16 protein-coding genes are annotated in these 22085 nt (G+C 72.3%); 9 read left to right on the top strand and 7 right to left on the bottom strand.

Features of this window, described 5'->3' with window-relative positions:
• Nucleotides 1-13 precede the first annotated feature (13 nt).
• Nucleotides 14-1561, bottom strand: coding sequence for an acetolactate synthase large subunit (locus EOE48_RS16010; protein ID WP_127730885.1), 1548 nt, complete (start codon nucleotides 1559-1561; stop codon nucleotides 14-16).
• Nucleotides 1562-1739: 178 nt separating this feature from the next.
• Between EOE48_RS16010 and EOE48_RS16005 the strand changes: the two genes are divergently transcribed.
• From EOE48_RS16005 to EOE48_RS29230, 3 genes are all read left to right on the top strand, one after another.
• Nucleotides 1740-2801 carry a zinc-binding metallopeptidase family protein gene (locus tag EOE48_RS16005; RefSeq protein WP_127730884.1) on the top strand — a complete coding sequence of 354 codons (1062 nt, stop codon included), beginning with the start codon at nucleotides 1740-1742 and terminating at the stop codon, nucleotides 2799-2801.
• Between the two features lie 39 nt (nucleotides 2802-2840).
• A complete protein-coding gene (locus tag EOE48_RS16000) occupies nucleotides 2841-3284 on the top strand; it encodes a VOC family protein (RefSeq protein ID WP_127730882.1) in 444 nt (147 codons plus the stop codon).
• Between the two features lie 129 nt (nucleotides 3285-3413).
• Nucleotides 3414-3554 (top strand): hypothetical protein, encoded by a 141-nt coding sequence (locus tag EOE48_RS29230; protein ID WP_187371435.1) that lies wholly within the window; start codon nucleotides 3414-3416, stop codon nucleotides 3552-3554.
• A gap of 66 nt (nucleotides 3555-3620) precedes the next feature.
• Here the strand turns inward: EOE48_RS29230 and EOE48_RS15995 are convergent, their stop codons facing one another.
• Nucleotides 3621-4382 (bottom strand): SDR family NAD(P)-dependent oxidoreductase, encoded by a 762-nt coding sequence (locus tag EOE48_RS15995; RefSeq protein WP_127730881.1) that lies wholly within the window; start codon nucleotides 4380-4382, stop codon nucleotides 3621-3623.
• A 181-nt stretch (nucleotides 4383-4563) separates the two neighbouring features.
• On the opposite strand from EOE48_RS15995, the gene EOE48_RS15990 reads away from it, so the two are divergent.
• Nucleotides 4564-6078, top strand: a complete 1515-nt coding sequence (locus tag EOE48_RS15990; RefSeq protein WP_127730879.1) for a helicase HerA domain-containing protein — start codon at nucleotides 4564-4566, stop codon at nucleotides 6076-6078.
• 171 nt (nucleotides 6079-6249) lie between these two features.
• Here EOE48_RS15990 and EOE48_RS15985 read toward each other — a convergent pair whose 3' ends face one another.
• Together EOE48_RS15985 and EOE48_RS15980 are read right to left on the bottom strand one after the other, a co-directional pair.
• Nucleotides 6250-7536, bottom strand: coding sequence for a glycosyltransferase family 4 protein (locus tag EOE48_RS15985; protein WP_127730877.1), 1287 nt, complete (start codon nucleotides 7534-7536; stop codon nucleotides 6250-6252).
• 142 nt (nucleotides 7537-7678) lie between these two features.
• Complete coding sequence (locus tag EOE48_RS15980; RefSeq protein ID WP_127730876.1) at nucleotides 7679-8941, bottom strand: nucleotide sugar dehydrogenase; 1263 nt, start codon at nucleotides 8939-8941, stop codon at nucleotides 7679-7681.
• 332 nt (nucleotides 8942-9273) lie between these two features.
• On the opposite strand from EOE48_RS15980, the gene EOE48_RS15975 reads away from it, so the two are divergent.
• Entirely contained in the window at nucleotides 9274-10530 is a 1257-nt protein-coding gene (locus EOE48_RS15975) for a lipopolysaccharide biosynthesis protein (RefSeq protein WP_127730874.1), read from the top strand.
• Between the two features lies 1 nt (nucleotide 10531).
• Here EOE48_RS15975 and EOE48_RS15970 read toward each other — a convergent pair whose 3' ends face one another.
• Entirely contained in the window at nucleotides 10532-12232 is a 1701-nt protein-coding gene (locus EOE48_RS15970) for an adenylate/guanylate cyclase domain-containing protein (protein WP_246154478.1), read from the bottom strand.
• Nucleotides 12233-12648: 416 nt separating this feature from the next.
• On the opposite strand from EOE48_RS15970, the gene EOE48_RS15965 reads away from it, so the two are divergent.
• Both EOE48_RS15965 and EOE48_RS15960 read left to right on the top strand, forming a co-directional pair.
• Nucleotides 12649-13812, top strand: coding sequence for a dimethylmenaquinone methyltransferase (locus EOE48_RS15965; RefSeq protein ID WP_127730872.1), 1164 nt, complete (start codon nucleotides 12649-12651; stop codon nucleotides 13810-13812).
• Nucleotides 13813-13855: 43 nt separating this feature from the next.
• On the top strand, nucleotides 13856-14425 hold the full coding sequence (locus tag EOE48_RS15960; protein ID WP_127730870.1) for an NUDIX domain-containing protein: 570 nt from the start codon (nucleotides 13856-13858) through the stop codon (nucleotides 14423-14425).
• Nucleotides 14426-14429: 4 nt separating this feature from the next.
• On the opposite strand, the gene EOE48_RS15955 is transcribed toward EOE48_RS15960, so the two are convergent.
• A complete protein-coding gene (locus EOE48_RS15955) occupies nucleotides 14430-15893 on the bottom strand; it encodes an MDR family MFS transporter (RefSeq protein WP_127730868.1) in 1464 nt (487 codons plus the stop codon).
• Between the two features lie 486 nt (nucleotides 15894-16379).
• Here EOE48_RS15955 and EOE48_RS15950 point away from each other — a divergent pair, with 486 nt between their 5' ends.
• On the top strand, nucleotides 16380-17921 hold the full coding sequence (locus tag EOE48_RS15950; protein WP_246154475.1) for a DUF2252 domain-containing protein: 1542 nt from the start codon (nucleotides 16380-16382) through the stop codon (nucleotides 17919-17921).
• A gap of 109 nt (nucleotides 17922-18030) precedes the next feature.
• A complete protein-coding gene (locus tag EOE48_RS15945) occupies nucleotides 18031-21294 on the top strand; it encodes a helicase-related protein (RefSeq protein ID WP_127730866.1) in 3264 nt (1087 codons plus the stop codon).
• Nucleotides 21295-21401: 107 nt separating this feature from the next.
• Here EOE48_RS15945 and EOE48_RS15940 read toward each other — a convergent pair whose 3' ends face one another.
• A complete protein-coding gene (locus tag EOE48_RS15940) occupies nucleotides 21402-21899 on the bottom strand; it encodes an OsmC family protein (RefSeq protein ID WP_127730864.1) in 498 nt (165 codons plus the stop codon).
• Between the last annotated feature and the right edge of the window lie 186 nt (nucleotides 21900-22085).

Raw genomic sequence — 22085 nt, 5'->3', positions numbered from 1 at the left:
AGCGTATCCGGCCTCAGAGCGCCACCTCGATCAGCGCCGGCCCGCGTTGCTTCAGCGCATCGCGGAAAGCGGCGATGAAATCCGGCAGGGTCTCGACCCGGCGCGCGCCGACGCCGTAGCCGCGGGCGAGGCTGATCCAGTCGATCGGCGGATCGTCGAGAGTCAGCATGTCGATCGCCTTGCGGCCCGGATTGGCGCCGACATTGGCCAGTTCCGCCCGCAGGATCGCGTAGGAGCGGTTCGACCAGATCAGCGTCACCACGTCGAGGCGCTCGCGCGCCTGGGTCCACAGGGCCTGCGCGGTGTAGAGCGCGCTGCCGTCGGCCTGGAGGCCGATCACCTTGCGGTCCGGGCAGGCCACGGCGGCGCCGGTCGCCATCGGGATGCCGAGCCCGATCGAGCCGCCGGTGAGCTGGAGCCAGGTATGGGGCGCGGCGCCGTGGGTCGCGGGAAAGAAGTTGCGGCCGGTGGTGACCGACTCGTCGCAGACGATCGCGCCCTCGGGGATCAGCGCGCCGAGGACGAGGCCGACCGCGTCGGGATCGAGCCGGTCCGAGGTCGGCAGCTCGGGCCGGCGTGCCGGGGCGACCTCCGGCTCCGCCTCGGCCCCGACGGCGGCGGCGAGCCGCTCCAGCGCGTCGATCTGGTCCTGCTCCGGCGTCGCCAGGGCGAAGACGTCGGCGGTCGGCGCGGCGAGGGCGCTCGGCTTGCCAGGATAGGCGAAGAACGCCACCGGCAGGGTCGCGCCGACCAGGATGACGTGCCTGAACTCCGCCAGGGTCTCCCGGGCCGGGTCGACCGGGTAGGGCAGCCGCTCGATCGGCACCGTGCCGGCGCCGCGGTCGATGCGGGCGTTCGAGGTCATGGCGAGGAGCTTCGCGCCGGTCTTCCGCGCGATGCGGGCGGCGATCCGCCGGCCCTCCCCCCGCACCGCCCGGTCGCCGAGGTGCAGCACCGCCGGTTCGCCGCTGCGCAGGGCGGCGGCCGCATGGGCGATCGCCTCGTCGTCGGCGCGGGCGCGCTCCGGGATCGCCGGGGTCGGCGCGATGCCGGTCCCCTCCTCCCAGGCGGTGTCGGCCGGCAGGATCAGCGTCGCGACGCCGCCCGGCGCCGTGCGGGCGGCGACGATGGCGTCGGCGCCGTCCCGGGCCACGTCGCGGGCGCTCAGCCCGGTGCGGACCCAGGCCGAGACCGGCCGGGCCAGCCCCTCGATGTCGGAGGTCAGCGGCGCGTCGAAGGCGCGGTGGTAGGTGGCGTGCTCGCCGACGATGTTGACCAGAGGTGAGCGGGCGCGCCGCGCGTTGTGCAGGTTGGCGATGCCGTTGCCGAGGCCGGGGCCGAGATGCAGCAGGGTCGAGGCCGGCTTGTCGGCCATCCGGGCGTAGCCGTCCGCCGCGCCGGTCGCCCCGCCCTCGAACAGGCACAGCACCGCCCGCATGCCCTCGACCCGGTCGAGGGCGGCGACGAAGTGCATCTCCGAGGTGCCCGGATTGGTGAAGCAGACCTCGACGCCGCCCGCCACCAGCGTGCGCACGAGGCTCTCGGCTCCGTTCATCGCCATGGTCCCGCTTCCTCCCGCTCCCGTGTCGTTGACGCCGATCGAAGGGCAGCGCCGCCCTCCGCGCAAGCCCCGCGCCGGCAACCCAGTCATGACGCCGCAACCCGGGCCAGCCTTGGCCGTTGTCGTCGCGCCAGCCCGGTCCTTGCATGGCCCCCATGGCCCGGCGCGGAGATCCCCCATGAAGCTGTTCCAGTGCCAGTCCTGCGGCAACATCCTGTATTTCGAGAACCGGACGTGCGAGCGCTGCGGGCACCGTCTCGCCTACCTGCCCGAGACCGGCATGCTGTCCGCCCTCGAACCGGCCGGCGGCACGTCCTGGACGCCCCTTGCCGCGTCCGACCGGCCGGGCCTGTTCTGCACCAACGCGGACCACGATGCCTGCAACTGGCTGGTTCCCCCGGGCACCAGCGACGCCTTCTGCCTCGCCTGCCGCCACAACGGCACGATCCCCGACGTGTCGAACCCGACCTATCTCGAAGCCTGGCGTCAGCTCGAATTCGCCAAGCACCGGCTGTTCTACACCCTGCTGCGCTGGAACCTGCCGCTCAAGACCCGTGCGGAGGACCCGGAGCACGGGCTGATCTTCCACTTCCTCGCCGACCCGCCCGAGAACCAGGGCCCGAAGGTGATGACGGGGCACGACAACGGCGTCATCACCATCGCGCTCGTCGAGGCCGACGACGCCGAGCGCGAGAAGCGCCGCAGCCAGATGGGCGAGCCCTACCGCACCCTGCTCGGCCATTTCCGGCACGAGGTCGGGCACCATTACTGGGACGTGCTGGTGCGCGACGCCGGCAGGCTCGACGCCTGCCGGGCGGTGTTCGGCGACGATTCGCAGGACTACAACGCCGCGCTCCAGCGGCACTACGACCAGGGACCGCCGCCGAACTGGCAGGACAGCTTCGTCTCGGCCTACGCCACCACCCATCCGTGGGAGGACTTCGCCGAGACCTGGGCGCATTACCTGCACATCGTCGACACGCTCGAGATGGCGAGCGCCTTCGGGATGCAGGTCAATCCGCTCGTCGACGCCAGCGGCAACCTCGCCGGGCGGATCGACTTCGATCCCTACCGGGCCGAGAGCATCGGGCAGATCGTCGATGCGTGGCTCCCCGTGGTCTTCGCCCTCAACAGCGTCAACCGGGCGATGGGCCATGCCGACCTCTACCCGTTCGTCCTCGCCCCGCCGGTGGTGACGAAGCTCGGCTTCATCCATGATCTCGTGCACGGGAAGGTGTGAGGATCGGGAATCCCCGGCCCCCGTCCCAGGGAGAGCGCGATGCCCGAGACCGAGACCGAGGTGGAGCCCGTGGCCGCGGCGCCGGTGGTGGACCTGCGCCCGGCGATCTACCTCGACCATTGCGTGATCCACGTCTCCGACTGGGACCGCTCGACCGCGTTCTACCGCGACGTCCTCGACGCCGAGGTGATCCCGGTCGGGCGCGGCTTCGCCTACCGGTTCGGCGGCGTGCAGCTCAACTGCCACGGCCCGGGCCAGATCGGTCATCCGCGGGCGCTGCTGCCGGTCGAGCCCGGCAACAGCGACCTGTGCTTCCGCTGGTCGGGGCCGATCGAGGAGGCGGTCGCCCATCTGGAGCGCCACGGCGTCGCGGTCGAGCTCGGGCCGGTCGAGCGCCACGGCGCCGCCGGGCAGGGAATCAGCGTCTATTTCCGCGATCCGGACGGCTCGCTGATGGAGTTCATCACCTACCCGCCGGCCTGACGCGCGGAGGGGCGGATTATTCCGCGAATTTTTTCGTGCAAGGTCGGGGTTTCGGCCACAAGTCCGATTGCCGGCCGTTAAGCTTTCGTTAAGGTATCGGCGTTGCAGCCACCCATGCCGGGAACGCCGATGCCCGCCCTTCGCGTCACGCCCACCCAGGACGGTACCTACACGGTCTATCGCGGCACTCAGGTCGTGATGTCCGGGCTCACCCGGGGGCAGGCGCAGGCCTACCTCGACCAGGCCAAGGGCAGTCGCCCGCAAAACTGACCGCCCGGCGGTCTCGCCAGCCCACGGCGCCGGATCCCGTCGGACCCGGCGCCTTTTTCATGCGCGTCAGGTCCGCTTGATCGCGAGCGGGCCGAAGGTCTGCATCGTCGGCATCACCTGGAGCCGGTTGATGTTGACGTGCGCCGGCAGCGTGCAGCTCCAGAAGATCGTCTCGGCGATGTCCTCGGAGGTGAGCGAGGTGACGCCGGCATAGGGCTGCGCCGCCTTGGCGGTGTCGCCGGCGAAGCGCACGAGCGAGAACTCGGTCTCGGCCAGACCCGGCTCGATGTTGGTGACCCGGACGTTGGCGCCGATGAGATCGGCCCGCAGGTTGAGGGCGAACTGCTTCACGAACGCCTTGGTGGCGCCGTAGACGTTGCCGCCCGGATACGGGTAGTCGCCGGCGATCGAGCCGACCAGCACGACGTGGCCGCGGTCGCGCGCGACCATGCCGGGCAGCACCGCCCGCACCGTCGCGACGAGGCCGGTGACGTTGGTGTCGATCATCCGGCTCCAGTCGGCCATCGACGCCTCCTGGGCCGGCGACAGGCCGAGGGCGAGCCCGGCATTGGCGACGCAGACGTCGATCTCGCGAAACTCCGCCGGCAGGGTATCGGGCAGCGCCGCGACGGCGTCGAGGTCGGAGACGTCCAGCGTCACCGTGTGGCAGCGCTCGCCGAGGTCGCGGGCCAGGGCCTCCAGCCGGTCGGCCCGCCGGCCAGTGGCGATGACGCGGGCGCCGGCGGCGTGGAAGCGGCGGCAGGTCGCGTCGCCGAAGCCGGAGGTGGCTCCGGTCACGAGAACGGTGAGGGTCGCGGCGTCGATCATCGGCGGGTTCCTGTCGCTCGAAGCGCAACCGGCGCGGTGCGGTGCGCAGCCCTGAGTTAGAGCCCCGCACCCGCTCCGGGCAGGGCCCGGCCCGAGACTCCTGTGGACCCGCCCGCCCGGCCGGGATCGCCGCCCCTGCTCCCCGTGTTAGCTGTGCGGTTCGGGTTCGCGTGGAGTCACGATGACGATCAGCGTCGGGATGGGGAGTGCGGCCGGCAACGTGCCGGCGGCGCTGGACCTGGAGGAACTGCTCGCGACCCGTCTCCTCGTCCAGGGCAATTCCGGCTCGGGCAAGTCGCACCTCCTGCGACGGCTGCTGGAGCAGAGCGCCGGGCAGGTGCAGCAGGTGGTGATCGATCCCGAGGGCGACTTCGTCACGCTGGCCGACCGCTACGGCCACGTCGTCGTCGACGGCACCCACGGCGAGGCCGACCTGCACCGCATCGCCGCCCGGGTGCGCGCCCACCGGGTCTCGGTGGTGCTGACCCTGGAGGCCCTCGACGCCGAGGCGCAGATGCGCGCCGCCGCCGCCTTCCTGGGCGGCCTGTTCGATGCCGAGCGCGACCACTGGTACCCGGTTCTCGTCGTGGTCGACGAGGCGCAGCTCTTCGCGCCGGCGGCGGCCGGCGAGGTCTCGGACGAGGCCCGCAAGGCGTCCCTCGGCGCGATGACCAACCTGATGTGCCGCGGCCGCAAGCGCGGGCTCGCCGGCGTCATCGCCACCCAGCGCCTCGCCAAGCTCGCCAAGAACGTCGCCGCGGAGGCGTCGAACTTCCTGATGGGCCGCACCTTCCTCGACATCGACATGGCTCGGGCCGCCGACCTGCTCGGCCTGGAGCGGCGGCAGGCGGAGAGTTTTCGCGATCTGGAGCGCGGCCAGTTCGTGGCGCTCGGCCCGGCCCTGTCGCGCCGGCCGCTGACCCTGCGCATCGGCCCCGTCGAGACCTCGCCGCGCTCGACCAGCCCGAAGCTGGTGCCGCTGCCGGAGCCCGCGAGCGGCGAGGCGTTGCGCGACCTGATCCTCGCCCCCGGCGAGGAGGAGCCGTCGTGGATGCCGGCGCCGCGTCCCGCACCGCCGCGGCCGCCCTCCCCGACCGACCTGCTGCACCAGCTCGCCCAGTACCGCCCGACCGAACCGGCGGCCGAGGAGGCGCCGGCGATGCCGGCCGAGGAGCGCGAGGCCGCCCTCGCGGCGATCCTGCGCGAGATCGCCGCCGACCCGGACGCCGCCCACCACCCGGTCGCGGTGCAGTACCAGGACTTCCTCGTGCGCTGCCGGATGCGCCGGCTCGGCGGCGAGCCGCCGAACCTCGCCGCCTTCCGCCGCCGGCTCGCCATCGCGCGCGCCGGGATCGACGAGGCGGGGCCCGAGTCCCGCTCGGCCGACGACGTGCTCGCCGCCTGCGCCGCCCTGCCCGACGAGGTCCAGGGGCTTTTTCTGCTCCTCGCCCGCGCCGCCCGCGAAGGCGCGCCCTGCCCGACCGACGACGCCCTCGCCCGCGCCATCGGCTCGCGCTCGCCCGGTCGGGCGCGGCGGCTGCTCGGCTATCTGGAGACCCGCGGCACGGTGGTGTGCCGCACCGATTTCCGCGGCAACCGCATCGTGGCGCTGCCGGCCCTGTCCTGCGAGACCGGACCGGGCGACCCGAAGGCGGCGCCGGTCGCCGCGACGCCGGGGCTGTTCGCCGCCGAGTGATACGATTTCCGGACGATTCGTTCCGGAAATCGTATCACCAGCCCGCGCGGCGGAGCCTTCGGCTCCCCACACCTGAGCGAAGCCGATTTTTCGCATCGCGAACGCGATCCGGCAGGATCCCGCAGGAATCGCCGAGCGATCAAGCGGATGCCGTATGACCGCCGGTCCGCCTCAGCGGCCCGGAACGGCCTCCTTGTAGGCCTTGATGAGGGCCGGGATCTGGCTCTGCCACGACAGGTCGCGGGTGACGCGCTCGCGGCCGTACTCGCCCATCCGGGCGCGCGTGTCGGGATCGGCCAGCAGCGCCAGGATCTTGTCGGCGAAGTCGACCGGGTCGTTCTTGGCCGCGTAGAGCGAGGCTTCGAGGGCCGAGTGGCGGCCCTCGGTGACGTCGAACTGCACGATCGGCTTGCCGACCGCCATGTACTCCATGATCTTGTTCATCGTGGAGAGGTCGTTCATCGCGTTGACCCGGTCGGGGTTGACGCAGACATCGGCGGTGGAGAGCGCCTCCAGGAGGTCGCGGTCGGGCACCCGGCCGAGGAAGGTAACGTAGTCGGTGACGCCGAGTTCCTGCGCCATCACCTTCAGCTTGTCGAGGCTCGGTCCGCCGCCGACGAGGCAGAACTGGATGTCGGTGCGCTTGGCGGTGAACACGATGTGGCGGACCGATTCGAGCAGGAGGTCGATGCCCTCCTGGTCGCCCATGACGCCGACATAGCCGACAAGGAACCGGCGGCCCTTCTTCAGCGCCTCGACCGGCGGTACCGGCTTGATCTTCGCGACGTCGGGTCCGCTGCGGACCACGAAGACCTTGTCGGCCTTCATCTTGCCGCGGGTCATCGCGATGCGGCGGTAGCTCTCGTTGGTGGCGATCGACACGTTCGCCGCCATGAAGGTGAGCCGCTCGAACAGCACCATCAGCCGCCAGAAGAACCCGCGGCGGTTGAACTTGGCCTCGTAGAGCTCCGGGTTCACGTCGTGGTGGTCGAAGATGAACTTCTTGCCGAGCAGCTTGAACGGCAGCGCGACGAGGAAGATCAGATCCGGCGGGTTGCAGGCGTGGATGACGTCGAAGCCGCGGCCGAAATAGATCTTCCAGGCGAGCTTGGTCTCGGCGTAGAGGGCGGCCGAGTACTCCCGCAGGTAGCCGATGGCGTTGCCGGCATCGAGCGGCAGCGGGTGCCGGTGGATGTGGATGCCCTGCAATTCCTCGTAGGCGGTCTCGTAGCCCTTCCCGGTCGGGCAGATGATCGAGACCGTGGCCCCGGCGGCCCGCAGGGTGCGGGCTTCCTGCCAGACGCGCCGGTCGAACGGGAGCGGCAGGTTCTCGACGATGATCAGCACCTTGAGACCGGCGAGGGCACCCTTGGGCACGGCGTGCTCGAAGGCGTCGTCGGGCAGCGGGGCTGCCGGCTTCGGCTGGGTCACCTGGAGGCCGCCGGACGCATCAGTCATGGGGTACGCTCTCGATCGCGAAGGTCCGGAACGGACCGCTCCCGGATCCGCGCGCCGCGACCGGCGGCACGGTCCGCATACTCGGCTTGCCGGGTTCCGGCCGGGGCATGGCCGGCCGGAACCCGGAACGCATCTCGGCCGGTCAGGCGAGCCGGCTGACGTTGACGACGTTCGTCGACGACAGGTTGAGCTTCTTGATCAGGTTGTCGGTATCGATCACGAGGTCGTAGCGGCCGCTCTCGGCCGCCTCGCTCGTCACCAGGATCCGCTGCAACTGGGGCAGTTGCGAGAAGCTGTAGCCGAGGTTCTGGCCGACGAGCTTGTTCACGGTGATGAACGGGTCGTAGATCGACAGCTTGTAGCCGGCCTGGAGCAGCTTGCGGGCGAGGTCGACCTTCGGGCTCTCGCGCAGGTCGTCGCTGCCCGACTTGAAGGCGATGCCGAGCATCAGCACCGAGGCGCCCGGCTCGAGGTCGCGCTTCACGTACTCGAACAGGAAGTGCTTGTGCGAGTCGTTGGAGCGGATGAGCGAGTCGATGAGGTGGGTCTGCCCGCCGACATCCGACGAGATGTGCTGGAGCGCGCGCACGTCCTTGGGCAGGCACGAGCCGCCGAAGGCGCCGCCCGGGCGCAGGTAGTAGGGCGAGATGTTCAGCTTGGTGTCGGAGACGAAGATCTCGTGCACCTTGGCGGCGCTGATCCCGAGCTGGACGCAGACCCGGCCGATCTCGTTGGCGAAGGCGACCTTCACCGCGTGGAAGGTGTTGTCCACGAACTTGGTGAACTCGGCCTCGCCGTACTGGGTGTAGAACACCGGCGCGTCGAGATCCTTGTACATCTCCTCCATGCGGGCGTTCGGCTGGCCGTCCGCCGTGCCGATGACGATCTTGGGCGGATGGAAGTAGTCCGAGATCGCGGTGGCCTCGCGCAGGAACTCCGGATTGTAGACCAGTTCGACCGCGCCGAGGTCGTCGCCGAGCGACGCCTTGAAGATCGGGGCGATCAGGTTGTCGATCGTGCCCGGGCGGATCGTGCTGCGGTAGACGACGGTGAGGGGAACGGCGCGGTTGCGATCGACCGCGCTCGCGATCTGGCGCGAGACCTCGGCGATGAAGGTCATGTTGTGCGAACCGTCCGGCCCGCTCGGCGTCCCGACGCAGACGATCGCGATGTCGCAGCTGTTGAGCTCGGACCTCGGATCGGTTGTGCAGCGCAACAAGCCTTTCTGGACGGCGTCCAGGAGCAGATCGCCCAGTCCCGGCTCCTCGATCGGAGACCGGCCTTCGTTGGTTTCTCTGACCTTCTGCTCGCTGACGTCGACGCCGAGAACCGAGTGTCCTTCCTTCGTCAAACATCCAGCGGCAGTTAAGCCGACGTAACCAAGGCCGTACACTGCGATTTTCATCGAAGTCCTCCGTCGGTCAAAGACCAATTGACACGGCTCCCTGAGCCTGCGCACCCCCGCTGTAGAGCACAGCGCATACCGGATTTCAACGTCAGGAATCTGCGGAGCAACACGGTGGAATCTGTCCGGCGCAAGACGTCGTCGGTGAGGCGCCGGGATGCCGGATGTCTGGGTGCGGTGCAAAATACTTCCGCCGTTCCGGTGCCGGTTCCCGCTTGCGGTCGAGCCTCGCGCGGGGTAGCGGACCGGGCGCGACTTTCGGACACCCACGGCCCGGAGCACCGCTCCCGCGTCCTGCCGGCCGCAGGTCGAACCGGCACAGGGACCCGTCGATGCGCCAGATCCGATCTCTCCTGCGCAATCCGCGCGTGCTGTCGTTTCTCGATCAGGTCAGCTTCTCCCTCGGAAACTTCGTCGTCCTGATGGCCTTCGCCCGCGGCTTCACCGCCGTGGAGTTCGCGGGCTACGGCATCGGCTTCGCGGTCGTGATCCTGCTGCAATCGGTCTACCGGGTCGCGTTCGTGGTACCGATGGCGCTGGTGCCGGACGCGGCCTTCGAGGCCGACCGCAAGGCTTATGCCGGCCAGCACCTCCTGATCGTCGGCGGCCTGATCGCGCTCGCGGCGGTCGCCTGGGGCGCGACGCTCGTGCTGCCGGTCCCGCCCCTCGCCGTCGCCTCGGCCGTCGCCGCCTTCTCGCTGCTGTCATCGTTCCTGCCGCAGGATTTCGAGCGCACCTTCCTGCTGCGCACCGGGCACCAGTTGCAGGCGCTGCTCGCCTCGCTGACCTTCCTGGCGCTGACCCTGGTCTCGGCCGGGCTCGTCGCCCTGCACGCCGCGCCCTTCACCGGGGTGATGCTGCTGTTCTGGCTGTTCGGCGTCGTGCGGACCGCTCTCGCGGTGCGGCGAGCCCCGCGCCCGGATCTGGCCGGTGGGCGCGCCCTCCTCGCGAGCGCGGTCCGGGCGGGCTCGGCGAGTTGGAACATGCTCGGCACCGTCGCGTCGGCCGGCTTCTCGCACGTTCCTCTCTTCATCCTCAGCTTCTTCGCTCCGGCGATCAACGTCGCGGCCTACACCGCCGTGCGGGCGCCGATGCAGCCGTTGCAGATCGTCGTGCGCAGCCTCGACCTCGTCGACAAGGTCGTGTTCGGCCGCATCGACGCCGACGACCGGGTGGCGCGGCATCGCCATCTGCGCCGGACGTACGTTCTCTATCTCGCGGTCGGCCTCGTCGGGGCGACGCTGATCGGAACCTTCGCGGGCCCGCTGATCGGCCTGATGTTCGGCGCCAAGTATGCCGGCTTCGAGGGAACGATGCGGCTGTGGGGGGCGATGTTCGTCATCATCTCCTCGTCGCTGCCGCTCGAAACCGCAATCCTGTCCGCCGGGCATTACCGTGGCTATGCCCTGATGCAGTGCGCCGGCGGCGCCCTCGCCATCGTCCTCGCTTTCCCGCTCAGCCACCTGTTCTACGATTTCGGCGCGGTGCTGGCCTGCCTGATCGGCTGGAGCCTGACCTACGCGATGCTGGCGATCCGGGTCTATCTCATCATCGCCCGCAACGAGGACCGGGACCACCCGATCGGTTGACTCACGCCACCGGCACGGCCCCGATCCGCTCGCCGATCAGGCTGACGCGGAGCGTCTCGGACCGCCCCTCGACCGCGACCTCGCGGGAGGCCGGGACCGGCAGGCCGGCGGCGGCGTAGACCGCCTCCGACACGACCGCGACGCAGTCGAGCCGCTTGGTCAGCCCCTGGAGGCGCGCCGCGACGTTCACGGTGTCGCCGAGCGCGGTGTAGCGCGAATCGGTGTGGTCGCCGAGTTCGCCGAGGATCGCCGTGCCGGCATGCAGACCGATGCCGTAGCGCAGGGTCTGGCCGAGATCGGCCGCGACGAGCCGGTTGAGGCCGGCGACCTGGGCGGCGATGCCCTCGACCGCCTCCAGGGCCGCGCGGGCGCCGGTGCGGGCGTCGGTCTCCAGCGCGAACAGCGCCAGCATGCCGTCCCCGAGCAGCTGGTTGACCGATCCGCCCGCCGCCCGCACCGCGTCGCCGACCGTTCCGAGGAAGCGGTTGATGATGAACACCGTGTCGTAGGGCAGCCGGTCCTCGGCCAGCCGGGTCGAGCCGCGCAGGTCGACGAACATCGCGACGACGAAGCGCTCCTCGCCGGACTGGGCCCGCTCCCACGGGCGACGCGACGGCAGGTGAGACCGCGGCGGAAACAGCGGCGCCACCGCCATGTCGGCCCGGGGATGGAGCTGGCAGGCGAGCCGGATCCCCGGATCGGCGCCGATGCGGTCGAGGACCGCCCGCTCCTCCGGGCTCGGCGCCGGCAGGACCCGCCCGCCTCCGCTCGCCGCGACGCGCACCCGGCAGGTCGAGCAGCGGCCGCGGCCGCCGCAGATCGCCGCGTGCGGGATGTTGTGGCGCCGGCTCGCCTCCAGCACGCTCACGCCCCGCGGCACCCGCGCCACCCGCCCGTCGGGATAGGTGAGCCGGATCGTGCCGTGCCGCGTCTCCCGCCACGTCCGCTGGCCGCGGGCCGCGACGACCGCGGCGACGAGGACCGCGTAGGCGACGAGCAGCCCGTCGCGTAGCGCGGCAAGGCGGTCGAGCTGATCCGGCGTCCCGAGACGGCCCGGCGTCGTCGTCCGCTCGTGCCAGGCCGGATCCAGCGCCAGCGCCGCCACGGCCCGGCCGCCCTGGACGAAGCCGAGCAGCGCGAGCACCGGCACCAGCACCGCGGCGGTGAGCAGCCACGGCGCCGCGGCCGCGAAGCCGCGGCGCACCCGCAGCCACAGGTACAGCCCGAGGCAGCCGTGCAGCCAGATCGTGACCAGGGCCAGCGCCTGCCGCAGGCCGTCCCCCGGCGAGGCGACGAAGAGCAGGTACAGCACCTCCTCGTAGCCCTTGCCGAGACCCTCGGCGAGGGCGGCGATGCGGGTGGCGACGAGGTGCCCGACGAGCAGCGGCGGCACCGCGAGGCCGAGGGCGAGCTGGGCGACCTCGACCGGCCGCGGCCGGAAGAACCGGCGCTCGTAGAGCGCGACCAGACCGAGCCCGAGATGCAGCGCCAGCGCCCCGTACAGGAGCGCGAGGCCGATGGGGTTGAGCCAGATCGCGGCGGCCGCGTCGAGCCCCGTCTCCATCGCGTCGAGCGACAGGTTGCCGAGGGCGTGGTTGACGAGGTGGGTCAGGACGTAGCCGAACAGCACGAGGCCGCTGGCGAGGCGCAGCCGCCGGAGGCTCGGGCGCCGCAGGTGGCGCGGCCGGATCGGGGCGGGCACGGGGGGAGACTCCAGAGACGCGGCTTTCGCCGGGCGGCGACGGGTCGATCCTACGCAGGTTTCGCGCGCGAGGTCACCGGCCGCGCGACGGACGCTCCAGGGCAATCGGGTGAACCCGATTGCCCTGGGTTTGTTGCTTGGCCTCAGGCGCCGGCAGTCACGCGCGACACGACGTGTCGCCGTGACTTTGGCTTTCGCTCCGCTCTGCGTCCGAGAGGACAGTCGTCCTCCCGGACCCGCTGCGCGGGGCGCTCTTCGGGCGCAGAGCGCACCGCACCCGCCGGATCGACGATCGGGTGAAACCCGATTGCCCTGACGGACGCCCCCTCCGGGCCGGCGCCCTCGCCGGATGCCGCGGCGGCGTCTATGCTGGCGGCCTTCCGATCGTCCGACGTTCCGTTCTCCCGAGACTCCCCTTGCGCCTGACCCAGATCACACACCACGACCTCGACGGCTACGGCGCCGCGACCGTCGTGGCGGCCCATGCCGACCCGGCCTGCATCGTCCACGTCCCGCGCTACTCCGATGTCGGGCCGGTCGTCGACGACGAGCTGAAGCGGCTCGGCCGGGCGGCGGCGGGCGAGACCCTGCTCGTCACCGACCTCGCCCTCGAGGAGCCGACCATCGCTTTCCTGCGCCGGTTCGTCGCGATGAACCGGCGCCGCGAGCCCGCCGCCGCCCACCGGCTGATCGTGCTCGACCACCATGCCTCCTCGACCGACCAGCTCCGCCGGCAGGGCCTGGAGCCGAAGCCCGAGCCCGACCATCCCGGCCTCAGCCGCCTCGATCTCGGCGATCCCGCGGTCGTCGTGCTGCTCGACGAGGGCCGCAGCGCGACCTGGATGACCCACGCGCACCGCGCCCTGTTCGCGACCCGCGAGGCCGATCCCGACCGCGCCGCCGACCTCGCCGTCATGGTCGAGGCGGTGGACGCCCTCGACCTGTGGCGCAAGGACGACCCGCGCTTCTCGAGCGGGCTCGCCCTCGACGAGATGTTCTGGGACAACGTCTCGACCCTGGTGCCGGTCGGGCACCCGGCCCACGACCCGTTCGTGGCCCGCCTGCTGCTCGACGCCAGCCGGGCCCTGCGCGGGGGCGCGACCCCGGCCGACCTCGAACAGAGGGTGCCGGCGATCCGCCGGGCGATCGTCGACGACCTGATGCGCGACGAGCCCGGCGACGACCCGGCGCTGACGACGCGGATGCGCATGGCCCGGGCGCTCGCCCGCTCCGACGTGCTGTTCCGCCCCCTCGCCGACGGCACGCTGCTGTCCTTCGCCCTCGATGCCGGCACGTTCCAGCGCGTCTCCGACCTCGTCATGGCCGGCGGACGGGCCAGGCGCGTCGTCAACGTGCAGCGGGCCGGCACGATGTCGTTCCGCTCGGTCGACGGCACGGCGCTCGCCGGGGCGCGGCTGTTTCGCGGCGGCGGGCACCAGGACGCCGCCGGCGGCAAGCTGCCGAGCGGCTCGGCCTTCTCGCTGGCCGACGCGGTGGCGCAGGTCGAGCCGGTGCTGAACCCGCCCCAGACCGCCGCCGAGAACAGCCCGTTCGCGGCCCTGCGCAACTGGAAAGGCTGAGGCCCGCGCTATCTCTCCGGGCCAACGCTCCCCGGAGACCGTCATGACAGCCGAGATCCTGAAGCTGCGCACCGTGCACGAGGGCTGGAACCGGTTCAGCCTCGCGACCGTGCGGCTCGCCGACGGGGCCGAGGTCGAGCGCGCGGTCGAGGACCACGGCGATTCGGTCGGCGTGCTGCCCTACGATCCGGTGCGGCGGGTGGCGGCCCTGGTGCGCGAACTCCGCGTGCCGGTGCTGCTCGCCTCCGGGGCGCCGTCGCAGCTCGAAGCCCCGGCCGGGCTCATCGACGGGGGCGACCCCGCGGACAACGCCCGGCGCGAGGTGCTGGAGGAGACCGGGATCCGCCTGCACGCCCTCGAACCGGTCGGCGCCGCCTATTCCTGCGCCGGCGTCTCGACCGAGCGCATCCACCTGTTCCTGGCTCCCTACGGCGCCGGCGACCGCGAGGGGCCGGGCGGCGGCGCGGAGGGCGAGCACGAGAACATCCGGGTGGTGGAGATGACGTTCGCCGACCTCGCGGCCCTGGCCGACACCGGCGGCCTCACCGACCTCAAGACGCTGACCCTGGTGCTCGCCCTGCGGGCGCGCCATCCGGACCTGTTCGCGGCCTGATCCGTCATTCCGCCGGCGCCTCGGCCGCCCGGCCGAGGGCGACGTGGGGCGTCAGCACCGCCGCGACCACCGCCAGCAGCGCGATGACGAACACCGCCCAGAAGGTCTGGTGCAGGGCGCCGTCCAGCAGCGCCTGCACCCCCGCGAGGTCGGGCGGCAGCGCGCCGGGGGCCAGCACCCGTTGCAGGTCCTCGGAACTGGCGGGCGCACCCCGGCCGGCGAGGCCGTGGTTGAGCACCGCCCCGAACACCGTGGCGCCGAGGGTGCTGCCGAGGTTGCGCGCGAACACGTTCGAGGCGGTGGCACTGCCGCGCTGCGACCACGGCACGATCTCCTGGATCAGAACCAGGGCGGCGGTGCTGAGCAGCCCCATCCCGAACCCCATGACCAGCGAGCCGGCGCCCGCCACCGCCGGGTGGCTGCCGTGGCCGAGGGTCAGCAGGACCGCCGCGCCCGTCGGCAGGAGCAGGCTGCCGGCGATCATGATCCGGCGCAGGGAGAAGCGGCCGATGCTGCGCGCCGCCAGCGTCGCGCCGATCGGCCAGCCGAGCACCATCACGGTCAGCGCCATGCCGGCGACGATCGGGCTCTGCCGCAGCACGCCCTGGACGTACATCGGCAGGAAGGTGGTGAGCCCGATCAGCGCCATCCCGGCCAGCAGCCCGCTGGCATTCGCCGCCGCGATCGGGCGCCGGCCCCACAGGCCGAAGGCCAGGATCGGCTCGGGCGCCCGGCGCTCCTGCCAGACGAGCAGCGCGGCGCTGGCCGCGAACACCGCCGCCGCCGCGCTGGCCGCGCCCCAGCGCCCCTCCCCGATTTCGGTCAGCCCGACCATCATCGCGGCGACGGCGGCGGTGAACAGGGCGGCGCCCGGCACGTCGATGCTGCGGCGCTCCCGCGCCACGCCCTCGTGCAGGAACAGCACGAAGAACGTCACCGCCACGACGCCGATCGGCAGGTTGATCCAGAAGATCCACGCCCAGGAGGCGTGCTGGATGATGAAGCCGCCGGCCATCGGGCCGATCACCGCCGAGACCGCCCACACGCTCGCGAGGAAGCCCTGTATGCGCCCGCGCTCCCGTGCGGTGTAGAGGTCGCCGACGATGGTCAGCGCCACCGGCTGGATCGCCCCGGCGCCGATCCCCTGGAAGAGCCGGAACGCGATCATCTCCGGCATCGTCCGGGCGAAGCCGCACAGGAGCGAGCCGGCGAGGAAGAGGCCGATCCCGGCGAGCAGCACCCTCCGGCGGCCGTAGACGTCGGAGAGCTTGCCGAACACCACCGTGGCGGCGGTCTGGGTCAGCAGGAAGGCCGAGAACACCCAACTGTAGAGCGACAGCCCGCCGAGGTCGCCGACGATCTGCGGCATCGCCGTCGAGACGATCGTCGCCTCGATGGCGACCATGAACATCGACGCCATCACGGCGGCGATCACGAAGGGCCGGCGGGTGGTGCGCGTGGCGGTCATGGGGACCCGGTGATCGAGGCAGCCGCGACGGCGCGGCGATCCGGCGCGGCCGGTCGACGGATGCCGAACTAGGCCCCGTCCGTGCTCCCGGCAAGCCTTCCCGGTCGCCACGTCCCGCAACGACGCGGCCCGGAACGATGACTGGGCGTCGAATGCCGGAGCGGAAGATCGGATGAACTCGGAAAAACTCTCGTCTCGACCCTGATCGCCATGCTGCTACAGTCTTCGCGCGGTCCCGGCCGCCGAATTATCATGCGGCGACCGCCGAGGCCGAGCGGCTGGGGCGACGCGTGGCAGCGGGGCGCGTGCCCGAAGGCTTCCGACCGTGAGCGATCCGATCGTGTCGTATTTGTCGCGGATGCCTGGTGCGAGCCGGTGCAAGGGCGCGCACGACGGGGGCGGGCGAATAATCCCGCTCCCGGAACGAACCGTCACCGCTCAGGTTGGTCCGGGTCACCAGCCGGGTCACCAGCGATGAGTTCGCCGATGGATCGTCCGCACGATGCCGCCCGGTTCCAGGAGCCCGAGACGATGGGGCGAGACGCCGGGACGCAGGGACCCGGGGAGCAGGATCCCGGCGATCGGGAACCTGGCGAGCAGGATCCCGGCGACGACGTCGTTCTCGCTCCGCTGGCCGACTTCCCGCATATCGACCTGCGCCAGAGCGGCGAGCCCTGGAACCGCCGTCGGCTCGCCGGCAAGGCGATGCGCGGCGAGGTGCCCCACGCCGCCCACGGCGACTGGAACCCGGCCGACGACCGACCCGACCCGATCGCCCTGATCGAGGCCACCCACGAGGGGCGCCAGCCGCACCTGGTCCCGCTGCGGGTCGCCCGGATGGCGAGTTCGCCCTTCGCCTTCCTGCGCGGCGCGGCGGCCGTGATGGCGTGGGACCTCGCCCGCACCCCGCGCAGCGGCATCGCGGTGGTGATGAACGGCGACGCCCACATCTCGAATTTCGGCCTGTTCGGCACGCCGCAGCGCGACGTCGTCCTCGACCTCAACGATTTCGACGAGGTGACGGTCGGACCGTGGGAATGGGACCTCAAGCGCCTCGTCGTCAGCATCGAGGTCGCGGCGCGGGACGAGACCGTTGCGGCCCAAGAGCGCCACGAGGCGGTGATGGCGGCGGTCGGCGGCTATCAGGCCACGATGGCCGAACTGGCGCCGCAGGGGCCCCTCGACGTCTGGCATCAGGCGGCGCGGGCCGACCAGCTCGACTTCTCCGGGATCCGGATCGACGCGCATTCGCAGTCGGTGGTCGAGCGGGCGGTCGCCAAGGCGCGCAAGCGCCACAACCGCAGCCTGCTCGACCGGGTCGGCGAGCGGCAGGTCAACGGCGGCTGGCGCTTCCGCGAGGAGCCGCCGATCCTCACCCGGGTCGACGACGACATCCGCGAGGCGGTGACCGCCGGGCTGGAGCGCTACGCCGAGACCCTGCCGCGGGAGCGCCGGTTCATGCTCAGCCGCTACCACGTCGTCGACGTCGCCCACCGGGTGGTCGGCGTCGGCAGCGTCGGCACCCGCGCCTACGTCGCGCTCCTGTGCGGCAATTCCGACCACGACGCGCTGTTCCTCCAGGTCAAGGAGGCGGTGCGCCCGGCCCACGCCCCCTACCTGCCGGGCATGCCCGAGCCCTATGCCTCGCACGAGGGCGAGCGGGTGATCTACGGCCAGCGCCTGCTCCAGGCGGTCGGCGACCCGCTGCTCGGCTGGACCAGCATCGGCGGGCGGCCGTTCTACGTCCGTCAGATGAAGAACATGAAGGGCGAGATCCCGGTCGGCTGCCTCAGCGGGCAGCCGCTGGTGTACTTCTCCTGGGCCTACGGCGCCCTGCTCGCCCGGGCGCACGCCCGCACCGGCGACGCCGCCGCGATCACCGGCTATTGCGGCCGGCGCCCCGACCTGCGCGAGGCGCTCGCCGCCTGGGCCCGCGCCTACGGCGACCGCAACGCCGCCGACCACCGGCTGCTGCTCGACGCGGTCGCGCAGGGCCGGCTCGAGGCGGCCGACGACCCGCAGATGTGATCGTCCTCCCGAGACCGCCGAATTCCGGGGATGACGGATCCGCCGCGGGACCCGGCACCCGGACCGGAACGTTCTCCGCACCTGACCAGGGACGGAACGCGGATCGGCGATGGCCAAGCGGAAGACACGGACGCACAGCGAGGTCGAGACCGGGGACCGGGTCGCGCCCCTCGTGCCCCTCGGGGCGCTGGCGGTGGCCCTGCTCGGGCTGCGGGAGACCGGCCGTCCGCTGGTCCACGTCGCCCGCGACGCCCGCCGCCTCGACGCCCTCGCGGGCCTGCTGCGCGGGCTCGATCCGGAATGCCGGGTCGCGGTCTATCCCGAATGGGACTGCCTGCCCTTCGACCGGGCCTCGCCGTCGCGCGGGGTCATGGGCGCCCGGGCCGGGGTGCTGCGCTGGCTCACCGACGAGGCCGCCCTGCCGGACTTCCTCCTCACCACCGCCCCGGCGCTGATCCAGCGGGTGCCGCCGCCGGAGACCTGGGGACCAGCCCATCTCGAACTCTCGCCGGGCGATCCCCTCGATCCCGAGGCGGTCACCGCCTTCCTGCGCCGGCTCGGCTACATCCAGGACGACCGCATCGACGAGCCCGGCGAGGTCGCGGTGCGCGGCCGGACCATCGAGGTGTTTCCCGCCGCCGCGCCGCGGCCGTGCCGCATCGAGCACGACGGCGCCCGGGTCACAGCGATCCGCAGCTACGACCCGGTGTCGCAGCGTTCCCTCGGCGAGGTCGACCGCCTCGTCGTCGATCCGGCGACCGAGGTGATCCTGGCGCCGGAGTCCGGCATCGCCTTCGCGCCGTTCACCGGGCAGGAGCACCGCCTCGCCGGATTCTACCCGCGCCTCGCCGGGCCGCTCGACGCGGTCGCGGGGGCCCGGCTGGTGGTCGAGGACGGCGCCGAGGCGCGGGCCGAGGCGTTCTTCGAGCAGATCGAGGAGGGCCGGTCCGGCCGCCGCGGCGGGGCCGAGGACGGCCTCTACCTGACCCGCACCGAATGGGACGCCTTCCGCCGCGCCCGCGAGGTCGCGGCGGCGAACGACAGCGAGGACGTGTCGGTCCCGGTCTTTGCCCGCGAGCGGCGGCCCAGGCCGGCCTTCGGCGAGGCGATGTCGCGCCGGCTCAAGGCCGGCGACCGCATTCTCCTCGCCGGCCCGGCCCAGGCCCTCAAGCGCCTCGTGCGCAGCGCCGAGCGGGCGGCCGCCCGCAAGGTCCGTCCGGCCGCGTCCTGGGCCGACCTCGCTCGCGCCAAGCCCGGCGAGATCCTGTCGCTCCCCGCTCCCGTCGAGGCCGGGTTCCGCGTGCCGCGCGAGGGTGCGACGGTCTTCGCCGCCGCCGACCTGCTCGGCGCTGCCGGAACCGTGGCCGAGGAACGCCCCGCCGCCCTGCCGATGGGCGAGGTCGAACTGCGCGTCGGCGACGTGGCGGTGGACCGCGATCACGGACTGTGCGTGTTCGAGGGTCTCGAATCCCTCGATGCCGGAGACGGCGACAGCGCCGAGGCGTTGCGCCTGCGCTTCCACGGCGACGCCACCCTGCTGGTCCCGGTCGCCCAGGCCGACCGGATCTGGCGCTACGGCTCGGACGAGGAGGCCGTGACCCTCGACCGTCTCGAAGGCGGCACCTGGGAGCGGCGCCAGCTCGAAGCCGAGGCGAGCCTCGCCAAGATGGCGCGCCGGCTCCTCGCCGAGGCCGGGGAACGCCGCGGCCGGTCGGCCCCGATCCTGGCGCCGCCGGCGCGCGAGATGGAGCGCTTCGCCGCCGGGTTCGGCTTCCCTCTCACCGCCGATCAGGCGGCGGCGTTGGACGCGGTGGCGGCCGACCTCGCCTCGGGCCGGCCGATGGACCGGCTGGTGTGCGGCGATGTCGGGTTCGGCAAGACCGAGGTGGCGCTGCGGGCCGCCGCCGCGGCCGTGCTCGCCGGGCGGCAGGTCGCGGTGGTGGCGCCCACCACGGTGCTGGTGCGCCAGCACGTCCGCACCTTCGCCCGCCGCTTCGCCCGGTTCGGCATCGAGGTCGCGCACCTGTCGCGCCTCGTCGCCCCGGCGGAGGCCAAGCGCGTCAGGGCCGGCCTCGCCGACGGCTCGATCCGCCTCGTCGTCGGCACCCATGCGCTCGCCGGGCGCGGAGTGACCTTCCACGACCTCGGCCTCGTCGTCATCGACGAGGAGCAGCGCTTCGGCGCGAAGGACAAGGCGGCCCTGCGCGAGGCCGCCGGCGACGGCCACATCCTGACCCTGACCGCGACGCCGATACCCCGCACCCTGCAATCGGCGCTCGCCGGGCTCCAGAGCCTCAGCGTGATCGCGACGCCGCCGGCGGTGCGCCAGCCGATCCGCACGGTGCTTATTCCGTTCGATCCCGACACCGTGCGGGCGGCGCTGCTGCGCGAGCGCGCCCGCGGCGGCCAGAGCTTCGTCGTCTGCCCGCGGATCGAGGATCTTCCGGCGGTCGAGGCGCGGCTGCGCGGCCTCGTCCCGGACCTGACCCTCGCGGTGGCGCACGGCGGCCTCAAGCCGGCCGAGATGGACGAGATCATGGTCCGCTTCGCCGACGGCGAGGGCGACGTGCTGCTCGCCACCAGCATCATCGAGAGCGGCCTCGACGTGCCGCGGGCCAACACGATGATCGTGTTCGACGCCGAGCGCTTCGGGCTGGCGCAGCTGCACCAGCTCCGCGGCCGGGTCGGGCGCGGCCAGCGCCGGGGCGTCACCTACCTCCTCGCCCGGCCGGACAAGCCGCTGGCGCCGGCCGCCGAGAAGCGCCTGCGCACGCTGGAGGCCCTCGACCGGCTGGGCGCCGGCTTCGCGATCTCGGCCCGCGACCTCGACCTGCGCGGGGCGGGCGACCTCGTCGGCGAGAGCCAGGCCGGGCACGTCAAGCTGATCGGGCTCGGCCTGTACCAGCACCTGCTCCACCTCGCCCTGCGGGCGGCCAAGGGCGAGCCGGCGGAGGACTGGACGCCGGAGATCCGCCTCGGCCTCGCCGGCCGCGTCCCGCCCGACTACATCCCGGAGCCCGAGATCCGCCTCGGCCTCTACACCCGCCTGCTGCGCCTGCGCGATCCGGGCGAGGTCGAGGCGCTGCGGCGCGAGGTCGAGGACCGCTTCGGCCCGCTGCCCGAGCCGGTCGAGGCGCTCATCACCCTGGCGCGCCTGCGCACCGGCTGCTTCGGCCTCGGGATCGCGCGTCTCAACGGCGGGCCCCAGGGCGTCGCGGCCGACCTGCGGCCCGGGCTGTCGTTCCCGGTCCTGGACGGACTCGTGGTCAAGCCGGGCCGGGTCGTGCTCGCCCGGGCGAGCGAGGATCCCACCGGCCGCGCCGCCCTCGCGGCCGAGCTGCTGCAGCGGCTTCAGGAGGCGTGGGAGATGTGAGGTTGGCTAAGCAGACTTGCGTTGGCAGGCCAACGCAAGTCTTCTTGAATTCTTGATTTTTCGCAGATTTTTGTCGCAAAACCGGATACCACTCTTGCGAAATCGGCTCAGGCCGGCGCGACCGGGGCGGTCGCCGCGACCGTGATGGTCGCCCGGTGCTCGACCGGGAAGTTGACGGAGCGGGCGATGAAGCACATCGCGTGCGCCTGCCTGTGCAGGGCCTCCGCCCGGTCGCGATCGGATCCGGCCGCGACCACGACCCGGGGCCGCAGGACGACGCCGGTGAACTGGCCGGCGCCGCCCGGTTCCTCGACCATGGTGCCCTCGGCCTCGTCCTCGTAGGAGACGACGACGAGGCCGGCCTCTGCGCACAGGCCGAGGTACCACAGCTTGTGGCAGGCCGAGAGCGAGGCCAGCAGCAGCTCCTCCGGATTCCAGCGGTCCGCATCGCCGCGAAAGCTCGGGTCGGACGAGCCCGGAATGTCGGGCTTGCCCGGCACCGAGATCCGGTGGTCCCGGCCGTAGCCGCGATAGGAGGCCGTTCCCTCGCCCCGGTTGCCGGTCCAGGTCACGGTGACCCGGTAGCCGTGCCGCCTGTCCGCCATCGCGTCCCTCCTGTCGGTGTTGCGGACCAACGGGATGCCCGTTCGACCCGGGATCCGGGCGGGTGCCGGATCGACAGGATGTCCCGCGAGGCGATCCGCCCCCGGCCCGGAACCAAGCATCATTCGCCGAAATGATCACCGTCTCGGCGGCGAAAATGATGCAGGGACAAGGACCCGAGCAGAGCT

The sequence above is a fragment of the Methylobacterium oryzihabitans genome (assembly GCF_004004555.2).
In the GTDB taxonomy this organism is placed as follows: domain Bacteria; phylum Pseudomonadota; class Alphaproteobacteria; order Rhizobiales; family Beijerinckiaceae; genus Methylobacterium; species Methylobacterium oryzihabitans.
This window is presented reverse-complemented; position numbering and strand designations above follow the sequence as displayed.

Bases quoted from the DNA above. Each gene is read 5' to 3' on its own strand.
- EOE48_RS16010 (WP_127730885.1), bottom strand. From the start codon at position 1,561: ATGGCGATGAACGGAGCCGAGAGCCTCGTGCGCACGCTGGTGGCGGGC.
- EOE48_RS16005 (WP_127730884.1), top strand. From the start codon at position 1,740: ATGAAGCTGTTCCAGTGCCAGTCCTGCGGCAACATCCTGTATTTCGAG.
- EOE48_RS16000 (WP_127730882.1), top strand. From the start codon at position 2,841: ATGCCCGAGACCGAGACCGAGGTGGAGCCCGTGGCCGCGGCGCCGGTG.
- EOE48_RS29230 (WP_187371435.1), top strand. From the start codon at position 3,414: ATGCCCGCCCTTCGCGTCACGCCCACCCAGGACGGTACCTACACGGTC.
- EOE48_RS15995 (WP_127730881.1), bottom strand. From the start codon at position 4,382: ATGATCGACGCCGCGACCCTCACCGTTCTCGTGACCGGAGCCACCTCC.
- EOE48_RS15990 (WP_127730879.1), top strand. From the start codon at position 4,564: ATGACGATCAGCGTCGGGATGGGGAGTGCGGCCGGCAACGTGCCGGCG.
- EOE48_RS15985 (WP_127730877.1), bottom strand. From the start codon at position 7,536: ATGACTGATGCGTCCGGCGGCCTCCAGGTGACCCAGCCGAAGCCGGCA.
- EOE48_RS15980 (WP_127730876.1), bottom strand. From the start codon at position 8,941: ATGAAAATCGCAGTGTACGGCCTTGGTTACGTCGGCTTAACTGCCGCT.
- EOE48_RS15975 (WP_127730874.1), top strand. From the start codon at position 9,274: ATGCGCCAGATCCGATCTCTCCTGCGCAATCCGCGCGTGCTGTCGTTT.
- EOE48_RS15960 (WP_127730870.1), top strand. From the start codon at position 13,856: ATGACAGCCGAGATCCTGAAGCTGCGCACCGTGCACGAGGGCTGGAAC.
- EOE48_RS15955 (WP_127730868.1), bottom strand. From the start codon at position 15,893: ATGACCGCCACGCGCACCACCCGCCGGCCCTTCGTGATCGCCGCCGTG.
- EOE48_RS15950 (WP_246154475.1), top strand. From the start codon at position 16,380: ATGGATCGTCCGCACGATGCCGCCCGGTTCCAGGAGCCCGAGACGATG.
- EOE48_RS15945 (WP_127730866.1), top strand. From the start codon at position 18,031: ATGGCCAAGCGGAAGACACGGACGCACAGCGAGGTCGAGACCGGGGAC.
- EOE48_RS15940 (WP_127730864.1), bottom strand. From the start codon at position 21,899: ATGGCGGACAGGCGGCACGGCTACCGGGTCACCGTGACCTGGACCGGC.